This window comes from Vibrio sp. La 4.2.2 (assembly GCF_027586995.1).
In the GTDB taxonomy this organism is placed as follows: Bacteria; Pseudomonadota; Gammaproteobacteria; order Enterobacterales; family Vibrionaceae; genus Vibrio; species Vibrio mediterranei.
In genome coordinates this window covers 13,981-26,534 of the sequence record NZ_JAPPTJ010000003.1, presented here as the reverse complement: position 1 = coordinate 26,534, position 12,554 = coordinate 13,981, and the positions used below count along the sequence as shown (strand labels likewise).

1 protein-coding gene is annotated in these 12,554 nt (G+C 46.0%); it reads left to right on the top strand.

Annotated elements, in window-relative coordinates:
* The first annotated feature begins 415 nt into the window (after positions 1 to 415).
* Complete coding sequence (locus tag OH456_RS06345) at positions 416 to 12,547, top strand: VCBS domain-containing protein (RefSeq protein WP_270033076.1); 12,132 nt, start codon at positions 416 to 418, stop codon at positions 12,545 to 12,547.
* Positions 12,548 to 12,554 lie beyond the last annotated feature (7 nt).

The window sequence follows — 12,554 nt, the reverse complement described above, 5'->3', positions numbered from 1 at the left end:
TGTTACCACAGTCTTTTTTACGTTCCTGAAAAAGATAATTCCTAATTCTAGTCTATTTATGTGCACTTGCTTCCGAAACTTACTTTGCTGAATTGAAGCCAAATAACACTGCTGTCATTTTCAATGATTATTGTTTTTATGTATGCGTCTATGTAACAAAGAGAGGTAAGAAATGCTCTTTATAATGAGTCGACAGCTAAGTGATGCAACAAAACGGGCTTGTTACTACTTGATGATAGCGGTACTTATTGTCGTCTACATTAGCCTGATTTGTTTTGCTGACTTAGACCAACTTGTAATGAAACTTTTGTTTTGATTCTATATAGAAAAATAAGCAAAACCGATAAGAATAATTAGCAAATTCTTCATCCATATCCTTAACTTTATGAAAGAGTTAGAAGTTAGGAATGGACGAATGACGGATAAAAAGAGTGATAAAGCGAAGACCCAAAGCGGCCAGAGTATAAAGGAAACTCTACCCCAAAAGACCGTTAGCCGTAAGAAGCAGCAAAAAAACGAAAAAAAACGTCGCCTTTTTAGTACCTTGCGATACCAAGTCGGTCTACCTCCTGCTTTAGCTCTGATATTACCTTCTCTAGCTACTAGACATGCAAGTGCTCAAGGTAATGAAAACTTGTTACGCCCAACTAGTCATCCAACCACAGAAGCACTGCATCATGGTGAGTCTTCTGATACCGATACCCATCACATAGGTGCAAGTTTACAAGAGTCAGAGCTTGTAAACGCTGATACAAACGAAGCTAGAGACGCTCATATTGCGTCAAGTGCGAGATTGGAATTGCACCATTATAAAGTTCACGCCTACACAAACTCTCATTTATTGGCTACCAATAACGTTAACCAGTCCTCAGAACCAACTTCTTCGCCACGCAGTACTTTAACTGGCTTTCAAGACTATCTACACCAACCTTTTTCACATCAGAATGCACCGCAATTTATCAGGCCTGAAATTTCTAACCAACAATTACAGGTCAAAGAAGATGGGCAACTGGTACATGGTCAATTGATTGCGACAGACAAAAACACCAATGAAACCATAAGTTTTGCTACAAATACTCATGTGGATGGCTTAACACTGAATCCAGATGGTACTTACACTTTTGATCCGACGGATACTGCTTATCAGAGCTTGAAAGAGGGCGAAGTTAAAGAACTGACAGTACCCGTAACTGTGACTGATTCAGTGGGACTGACGTCTCATGCAAACTTTGTTATTCGAGTAACGGGTACTAATGACATCCCTAATGTTACAGGTCAAGTTTCTGGTCACATTCAAGAAGACATCAATGTTGACTCCTCTGGTTTACTTACCGTTGCTGGACAAGTTCAAGTACAAGATATTGATCATGGTGAATCGCATACTTTAGCGGAAGTCATAAAAGGGCAATTTGGGACATTAACTATTGATGAACAAGGGCACTGGCAATATCAAGTTGATAACAGCCTCAATGCAATACAGCAGCTTTCTTCTCAACAGCAAATTACTGAAACAATATCAATCCATACCGCTGACCACACAAGTCAAAATATCCAAATAGTTATCGGTGGGAGCGATGATAATGCTGTCATTTCTGGGGTCGACTCTGGTGTAGTCGTAGAAGATTTGCATGTCAAAAATGGCAGCATAAAGACACAGGGCGACCTAACGGTTGTCGATACTGACTTAGGTGAAGCACACTTTGCTTCACAAGTACTTGTTGGTCAATTTGGTAGTTTGAGTATTGATGCGAATGGTCATTGGAGTTACGAAGCTAATAACCTACAAGCCGCAGTTCAACAATTGGGTAAAGGTGATGAGCTACATGAAACGTTTACTGTAGCATCGGTCGATGGAACGACTCATGAAATAAAGATAGAAATTGATGGTGTTAACGACTTGCCGGTAATGACGAGCCAGTCGCAGCCGGTTAAAGAAGATGGCGCGGTTTTCCATGGTCAAATGGTAGCCACTGATGTTGACCAAGACTTACTGACGTACACCACTTCAAACCCAATTGATGGCCTGACATTCAACTCAGATGGCAGTTATACCTTCGATCCTAGTCATGCCTCGTACCAACATTTAGCAGTTGGCGACACAAAGACTGTGAAAACCACTGTCATTGTAACTGATACTGCGGGTGGGCAAGATCAAAAAGAGCTGTCCTTTGTTATCGAAGGATCTAACGATAAGCCGACAGTAACTCCAATAACCGCTCAGTTCCATGAAGACCAGTCTCAACACCTTGACATCAACTTATTATCCCAAGCTCAAGATGTGGATGGTGACGCGCTAAGTGTGGGTAGCCTTTTTCAAGTTAAAGTGAATGGTCATATAGAGAGGCTTCCTGACGGTTTTGGCATAGTTAATGGTCATTTGCAGGTTGACCCATCAAGTTCTACATTCCAGCATCTTGCGCAAGGTGAGGTTGCGACGTTTGAGCTGAGTTACAAAGTCACGGATAGTCACGGAGCTTCAACGCCTCAAAGTGTCACTGTAAAAATTGTTGGTACCGACGATAAAGCGCAGCTGGTTTCGAGCTCAATAAATATCGGTGAAGCTGTTGCCGAGCACACCTATCACGGCACTTCTATCAAAGGAGCTCTTCAACTAACGGATATTGATACTACCGACAATCCTCAGTTCGTCGATATGATCTATCAATCTAGCTCTCGATTGGGTTCTCTTGCGCTACGTGCTGATGGGCACTACGAGTACTTTCTTCAAGGTAACTACGTCGGTACTGCCAATGCTCAAAAAACGGTGGCAGCATTGAAGCCTGGTGAGAGTTTCACCGAAACCTTCAATGTGAAGACCGCCGATGGGCAAACAAAACCTGTCACCGTGACCATTCATGGTGAAGAAGATAGCGCTCAGATTGTTGTTAATTACGGTACGACAGACAATCACTTACACGAAGACTCGATGACGTCTCCGGCATACCCTTCAGAGCTATTTGCAACGGGTATCGTTAAGGCTATTGACCCTGACCATGACGACGATCAATTGAAGCCTCAAACATTAGTGTCGGCCCACGGAGGTCACTTCACGGTGACAGAAACGGGCATGTGGCAGTACCACATTGACAACAGCTTGCCTGCGATTCAGCAGTTGGGCAAGGGGGAGAGCTTCCAAGAGCAATTTACCGTTGAATCAAAAGATGGTTCTGCGCAAAAAGTCATTACTGTGACGGTACATGGTACCAATGATGATCCTGAAGTTTCCTCGACAGTGACATTGCCACCTGGTAATGAAGACAAGCCTTATATCATCAGTAGCGCCGCCTTGCTTGCCAATGCATCGGATGTAGACGCAAATGATGCGGGACATCTATCAGTGTCCAACCTTATTGCACTCAAGGCAGACGGTTCTTCCGCTGGCACCATTACAGATAATCACAATGGTTCGTTCACATTTACCCCAGAACTCAACTATAACGGACCAGTGCGTTTTAGCTACGAAGTCCATGATGGACATGGTGGAAGCGTTATCACCTCAGCGAACTCGGTACTCAAGCCGGTGTCAGATAATGCACAAATAAGCTACGCATCAACCGACCATCATTTAGCGGGAGTTACAGAAGATAGGGGGTATATCGATACCCATGATGAGCTTCACTTTGAAGGTAAACTCGACATCGTCGACCCCGATCAAGGGGAAGCGGAATTTGATATTAACTACGGCCCGCAAACCTATAACGGCATAGGCTATGATACCAAGCTTGGCGGCCATATTCTGTTGATGCGCGATGGCCACTATACCTATACGATCCGAGACCATCAGCCCCAAGTTCAGTCATTAAGTCAAGGTGAAGTGCTTACTGATCAGTGCGTGGTTCGAGCTAAAGATGGGACAACGTTTACGATTGAAGTAAATATACATGGCACTAATGATGCGCCAACACTCAGCGCACAAACACAGTCAGTGACAGAAGATGGAAGCAGTCTTAATGGACAGATGCAAGGCCGAGATATTGACCACGGTGCGACGCTCACATATTCGATAGCTCACTCTGTTGATGGGCTGACATTTAATGCTGATGGCAGCTACTCGTTTGACCCTTCTCATACTAGCTATCAACAGCTCAAAGACGGTGAGCACAAGATCATAGATATTCCGGTGACGGTGACCGATGAATATGGTGCAAGCTCGACGCAAAACTTGACCATAAACCTCCAAGGTAAAGGAGATGCCGCGGTTATTGGAGGCGTGGATACTGGTGATGTACATGAGAATCAAGCAGGGCAGGATAAGTCTCCTGACTATGCAAAGCCCGGCATTGGGGTTATTGGTCAAGACTCTCTGACAACAAGCGGTCAACTGACGATTGTGGATCCTGATTCTGGTGAAAGTGAGTTTGACCCCAATGGCAAGGTGTATTCATATAGCGGTCAATATGGGCACCTACTGCTTCGACCAGATGGACATTGGGACTATGCCGTTGCTGCGGGTACTCACGATTGGCACTTAGGCTCCACCAAAACCACAGTAGGCTCAACAATCGATCAGTTGGGTCAAGGGGAAACTCTCACCGATACGGTCACCGTTCATTCCAAAGATGGAACCACTCACGATATTGTTATAACCATACATGGGGATAATGATGCTCCTTACGTTTCATCAGAAGTTACCTTGCAGTCTGGCAAAGAGGACGTCAGCCAAACCTTCACCAAGGCTGATTTGCTGGCGAATGCTGTTGATGTTGACAGTAACGATGCAGGATTGATGAGGGTCGCCAATTTGCTTGCTGACCATGGCTCTATCCGCGATAACCATGATGGAACCTATACTTACACGCCAGAGCTGAACTATCACGGTAAAATCCATTTCAGTTACGACGTTCATGATGCCCATGGCGGTTCTACACCGACAGGTGCGTCGTTCGATCTTGCATCCGCCAATGACGCAAGTGTACTGGCTGCTGGACAAGATTCAGGTTCGGTGACAGAGGATCACCTGCGATCTGGTACCGCTGGGCAACTCTGGTCTGGTTGGACGAATTTAGATGTAACCGATGTGGATAGTGCTTCAGAGGCAGAAGTCGCTTTTATCGAAGTTAATGGTATCAAGCATGCAGTGCCAGCAGATTTTGGCATGAGCCTGACTGCAAACCATGGTTATTTCTCAACGACACATAGCACCGACGGTCACAACAAATGGAGCTACACTGCCGATAATACTAGCTCAGAAATACAAGGACTGAAGACCGGGCAGCAGCTTCAGGACACTATGGTGCTCATCACAAAAGATGGTACTCGAATTCCAGTAACAGCGACCATCCAAGGTCAAGACGATCATGTCATTATTGACACTCCAGATGCGCTAACAGCGGCTATAGGAACGGCAGTTGAAGATATCAAAACGACTGTTGTTGGTATGCTTCAGGCGCACGATCTCGATAAGGGCGATCATGTCTCTTTTGAATTAACAGGCTCTGCGTCATCTCAAGCAGGCAGCTATGGTACCTTTTACGTCGATCCAGCTGGGCATTGGCATTATGACTTGGATGCTTCAAAAGTTGATTTATTGAGAAGTGGTGATGGGAAGGCTGAGGCATTTAATATTGTCGCTATCTCTAGTGATGGTTCCCGTGCCACTCAGAAAGTGGAAATACTCGTTAAGGGCACTGATGATGCGGCAATCATTACTGGCCAAAGCACTGGCTTAGTGACAGAAGATCTTCACGTGCAAGGCGACGCAAGACATACAGTATTTACTGGTGGTGTTCTTAATGTAATAGATCCGGACATCGGTCAACGTGGCTTCCATCATACCTTGAATGCTCACGCGATTAGTGATCCATATGGCGGCAGCCTTTCAATAGACAAAGCGGGAGGTTGGATTTACAGCGTCCCGAATGGCAACCTACAACATTTAGCGCAAGGTGAAACGAAGCACGTTCAATATCAGGTGCAAACACTTGGCGGTGACACCCATGTGATTACTGTCGATATCGTGGGTACCAACGATACACCGATTCTTGTGGCGCAAACCCAAACGGTGAATGAAGATGGTTCGCTGCTCAATGGTCAGATGCAGGGAAGTGATATCGACCACGGTGCGACATTAGTCTACTCCATTGCCAAGTCTGTGGATGGGCTAACTTTCAATGCTGACGGTAGCTACACGTTTGATCCAACCAATGCGAGCTACGACCACTTAGCGAAAGGCCAGACTCAGATTCTCACCATTCCAGTTACCGTCACGGATGAGCATGGAGCAAGCGCGACTAAAGATCTCAATATCACTGTAACAGGCACCAATGATGCAGCGCAGATTACTGGTGCTGATAGTGGAGATGTCTACGAGTCAACCTATGCCGATCGCTCTCCTGATTATCAGAGGGGTATTATTTCTCACTTATGGAATGATTCGATACATACCTCAGGAAAACTAGACATTGTTGATCATGATTCTGGCGAGGCACACTTTGATAACAATGCTCCGACCTATCAGTATTTTGGTCAGTATGGCCGTTTAATACTCCAGCCTGACGGTGATTGGTATTATAGCGTTGATGTAGGCAATAGCGCGGTAGGTCGCAAAATAGATGAACTCAATACAGGCGAAAACCTGACCGATACCATTACCATCCGAAGTGCGGATGGCACGACTCATGATGTTGTTATTACCATCCACGGTGATAATGACTCTCCGTTTGCTTCTGGAGAGGTGCAACTCAATTCCGGAAAAGAGGATCTGGTACAAACTATCACTCAAGCGCAGTTGTTGGCCAATAGTATGGACGTTGATAGTAGTGATGCGGGTAAGTTGCACGTGGACAATCTTCAAGTTGACCATGGCTCTATCAGAGATAATCAAGACGGTACTTTTACGTTCACACCCACCAAAGATTACAACGGACAGGTACACTTTACTTATGATGTTGTAGATGCTCACGGAGGAACAACACACACGGGAGCAAATACTACTCTTGCCGCAGTGGACGACAAAACCACTATTACAGGTGCTGACCATGGCACTGCTACGGAAGATGTTGCCACTCACATGTCGACCAATGTAAACATCATGGATGCTGTCGACTGGCAAACGTTACAAATCACAGACGTGGACAGCCCGAATACACAAGTAACGGTTGAATTTGCTGGACAGCAATATACGTGGAATCTGGGCAGTGACCTAGATGTGACCACTCCGTTTGGTAAGTTTCAGTTTCATACCTTAGTGAGTGGGCCGCATGCGGGTGAGCATTCATGGAGCTATATTGGCGACAACTCTAATGTTCACGTTCAAGAGTTAAAGCACGGTGAATCACTTACTGAATCGATCAAGTTAATCGCCACTGACGGCACTGAATTTCCTATTACCGTCAAAGTAAGTGGTAGTGAGGATGGGGTCGTCATTTATTCTAAATCGGAGCTTGGTCATGTTGTAGAGAATGCTCAAACAGGCGCCTCTGTTGCAGGTAGCGTGACGGCACATGATACTGACCTTCATGACTCCGTGAGCTGGACAGCAACACCTACAAGTGGCGTTAGTGGTCAGTATGGTTCGTTCCATTTAAGTTCCGATGGCCAATGGCACTATGACGTTGACCAGAGCAAAGCGACAAAACTAGGTGACGGAGACGAATACTGGGAGCACTTTACTATTGAGGCCGTGTCTACTGATGGCAGTAAGGTTTCACAAAGTGTATCGGTTGTTGTACGTGGTAATAACGATGTGCCCGTAGTGAGTGGTGAGGTGATTTTACCGTCTGGTAAAGAAGACTCCTCAATACATATTACACAGGCACAACTTATCGCCAACGCTACAGATGCCGATTCAAACGACAGGGGTTGGCTGCACGCTCAAAATCTTACGGTAGACCACGGTAGTATTACCGCTAATTCGGATGGCAGTTTCACCTTCAATCCAGATCATGATTACAACGGTACCGTTCATTTTACTTACGATGTTGCTGACAGGCATGGCGGAATTACACATACAGGAGCAAACACGACATTAGCTGCAGTCAACGACCGCCCTGACGTTCAACCTATTACTGATAGTATCAAAGAGGACTCAACCAATAATCACTCCGTTGATCTTTTAACTGGCGCAACAGACAAAGAAGGGGATGCATTGTCTGTATCCCAAATCAAATATTCAGTCGATGGTGCTATCGCAACGACTAGTCTGCCTGACGGTTTGGTTTTAGGTGCAGATGGACATTCTGTGATTGTTGATGCAACACACTCAACTTTTCAGCATCTTGCCGTAGGTCAAGCCCTGCAAGTCGTAGTAAGCTATCTTGTTAATGATGGGCATGGAGGGCAAACACCGCAGTCGGCAACTTTAACGATTGAAGGTACCGATGACAAAGCCGTATTGACATCCAATGTTATCCAAGTGTCAGAGTCTGAAGCCTTATTAAGTAAAACGTCGATTTACCATGGCAACTTACAACTTACGGATCCCGACGCGGGTGATCACACTCAATTTGCCTTTAGCGGTCGATATATGGGACAAGGTTATGCTCCAGGAGATCTAACTGTTTGGCCTGATGGTTCTTATCAGTTCCGACTGGAATCAGCTCGTAATCGACATGCCGATGATTTGATCGATAGCCTTCATAAAGGGGAATCGATGGAGATCCCTTATCAGGTCAGAACCAGTGATGGTCAGAAACTCAACATCATCGTTAAAGTCATTGGGGAAGATGATCAAGCTCGTATTGTCGTTGGGCAATATTCGTCATTAGATAATCATGCTTATGAAGATAACCTGTCACCGGGAAGTACGCCAAATCAAGTGTGGAGTGGTGGAAATTTACATGTTATCGACCCCGACCATGGTCAAGCGGGGTTCGTTACTCAGAGTTTTGATACGCCAGAAGGGGGACATTTCTCTATCAATGTTCGCGGCGGATGGCAGTACACAATTGACAATGCCAAGCTACAACATTTAGGCGAAGGACAAAGCTACCAGAAAACCTTTACGGTTGAGTCGATTGATGGAACCGCTCAGCAAACCATTACAGTGACCGTACACGGTACTAACGACACTCCTGTCGTGACTTCCGCGGTGAGCTTATCTCAAGGTACAGAAGACACGCCAGTCACATTGAACGCGGCGGATTTACTCGCGAATGCCAGTGATGTTGATGACCACAGTCAGTTGAGTGTGCACAACTTGAGTGTTGATCATGGGCAGATAGTCGATAACTTAGATGGAACCTTCAGTTTCACACCAGAGAAAAATTATCACGGACAGGTACAGTTTACTTATGACGTCAAAGATGAACATGGTGCTTCAGTATCGACGTCCGCCACAATGAACTTAGCTGCCGTTAATGATGCGGCAACATTTACTGGCGATTCAGCAAGCCTTGTTGAAGATACCAACCTGCAACACAACACTCGATTTGTCGGTTCAACCACTATTCAAGATGCACTATTTTGTCGTGGAAGCCTTGTGATCTCTGATGTTGACGGACAAGGCGAAGCGGCACTAGATCTAAAAGGTCAGAACCAAATTTCGCAAGATGGTACCTATGGTCACTTCTTGATTAAACCAGATGGTACATGGGTCTATACTGCCGACAACAGCGATTCAAACATTCAAGATTTAGATAACGGCCAGACCTTAACCGATAGTATCGAGATTACCTCAATAGACGGCACTAAACATTCGATTTCAGTGACCATTAGTGGTTCGACGGATAGACCAACGATACATAGTTTCACGGACTCTGGCGTCCAAAACACGGGACCCATTGAAGGTAATCTCATTTCTGGTGTAGGCACCTCACAAGGCGCAGCGGCTGCGGCGACAGATTCAGACACTAATGCCCACCTTGTTCTTCAAGATATTCAGATACAAGATCCTGTGTCGGGGAATTACGTGGCTGTCACTCCAGGTCACCCTCATGCCATAGCGGGAATTGGCACACTGGCTATTGAAGCTAATGGTCACTACATCTTTACTCCTGAAACGGGCTTCGCTGGGAAAGTACCCAACATGGTATATCGAGTCGGAGACGATGGCGGTACCCCAGTTAATGATTCCTCGCAAAATACGCTATCCATAGAGGTTAAGCCGCCAGCTCAACATGCACCAACGGTGACACCACAAACGGTCACAAGCGATGAAGACCAAAGTCATATTTTCACCGCAGCAGAGTTTGGCTACCAAGATGCTGATCATGATGCACTAAACCACATCACGATTACTCAGTTACCTTCCCACGGTCTGTTAACCTTGAATGGTGTGGCTGTCACTGCCAATCAACAAGTTTCTAAAGCAGACCTAGACGCGGGTCATTTAACCTTCACACCAATACAAAATCAGAGCGGCGCTAATTATGCGCATTTTGAGTTCAGTGCGAATGATAGCCATCAAGACTCGGTGAGTGCATCCATGGTCATCGATGTGAACGCGATCAATGATGCGCCGACGGTTGGTTCAAGCTTTACCAGTTTACTGGAAGATACACCTCACAGCTTTACCAAATCCGACTTCAAATACGCAGATGTTGATGGGGATTCACTGCATCACATTACCATTACCAGCATCGCTCATGGTTCACTGACACTCAATGGGCAGGCAATTTCTGTTGGTGATGACGTGGCCGCTGTGGATTTGGCTTCATTAATCTATACCCCAACACCGAACTACCATAGTGTTAATACGAGTGGCTTAGGGGGCATTAGATTTACGGCAAACGATGGGCATACTGACTCTAAGCCTGGAGTGTACCTAATTAATATTGTCGCAGTTCCTGACCCTGCAGTATTCACAGGTGATTCAACGGGTCGAACTCAAGAGGATCTTCACACCCAAACAGCTGGGGTCTTAAATGTGGCTGACCCTGATGGCACGCAAGGTTTTATTGCGGTGCAAGGCGGTGTGGGTATTGTCGGTAGTAAAGGATATGGGCATGCGCATATTGATAGTAGTGGACACTGGACCTACGACCTTTACAACCAGCACCCCATTGTACAGCAGCTTAAGCAAGGCGAGACGGATACAGAAACCATTACAGTCCAAGCAAAAGATGGCACCACGCATGACATAGTGATAACGGTCACCGGAACCAATGACGTCCCTACGGTTTCAGAAAAAGTGCTACCAGGTCAAAGTACCAGCAGACACGTGGTGACCGAAGATGGCAACTTAATCTCAACCGGACAACTGACGACTCAAGATATCGATGGGGATACGCTCAGTTTGAGCCTAGATCCAAGTCATGGTGCGAGTTATGGTTCGGTACAACTAGATAGTCATAGTAATACTTGGACATATCATCTCGACAATGCTAACTCACGCGTTAACGCGTTAAATGATGGTGATGTGCTGCACGACACCTTTACTGTGCTGGTGGATGATGGGCATGGTGGGAAAACCAGCCAACAAGTTACCATGACCATTAATGGTCATACTGACCCTGTGCCTTACACGCCACCGACAATCAGTGTGTCTGTTGATGCTCGGCATGCTCGTCATGTAACCCCAACCATAACTGCCACCACAGTCCGAGATTACGCTCACCGTATAGGGCAGTCCGCCACAACGGCGAGCGGGCACCATGAGATAAATGGGCATGGCAGCTCAGACATTATTATTGTGCAAGGGCGCTTAACAGAAGAAGCCGAACTGAAGAGTGGTAATGACATTCTTTATATCGGCGGTAGCCTGACAGACAAGGAGATTGAGGGGGGGCATGGTTCAGACACGCTAATCCTTGGTGCCTATAATCGCCAAAACGCACCACGCTTGCGTGACCATGGTGAAAAGCTCAGTGATGGGCATGAAGAGATGGAGATAGAAAGTATTGAAAACATCATTCTGGGTGATGGCACTGTACTAAAAGGGCACCTTCCTGCGAACTTTCCTGTTCAAAGCCAGGGGCATTATGAATGTGATGTAAGCATCCAAGCTCACCTGTCTTCTCATGATGAAACTGTCACGGATATCCGGATAACGCATTTGCAAACTCATGTCACTTTGCAAAGTGCTGGACATACGATTCACGCAAACCCAGATGGCAGTTACACCGTGCCTACAAACGGACATGTTACGCTGGTTTCATCTCAGCCTATAAGTGGCAGCCATCACTACTTTGCAACGGAAGTGACAACCCACAACTCAGCAACAGGGGTAAGTGCTGTTACGACTGAAGACCTTCAAGGACACACACATAGCCATATCAACCCACCGCCGCCTCCACCACCTCCGGTTCTGAATGATGAGCCGATGGACGATAACGCGGTAGCGGATGGAGAGTCTCTAACGATAATGTCTGCGCTAGGAATTAGCGATGCTACGTCGGGTAATGACGACCACCAGCAACATGATGCTTCAAACTATCTGGATAAATTAGGTATTACTCAGCAAGAGGGGCTTCAACCTATAGAGCAAAGCCCGTTGCCTGATGATCTTGATATTGTACTTGATGACGCGGAGCAGCATGATATTACGACCGAACATCAAAGTGATGTGGCGCATCATGGTGCTCAAAGTGATATTGAGCACTTCCAAGATATCGATAATGACCATCAAGATATGCAAGATCCAACGTTACCAGATGATCTGACTCGCTAACAACAAA

Excerpts from the sequence above, each read along its gene's own strand:
- OH456_RS06345 (WP_270033076.1), top strand. The coding sequence starts at position 416 with ATGACGGATAAAAAGAGTGATAAAGCGAAGACCCAAAGCGGCCAGAGT.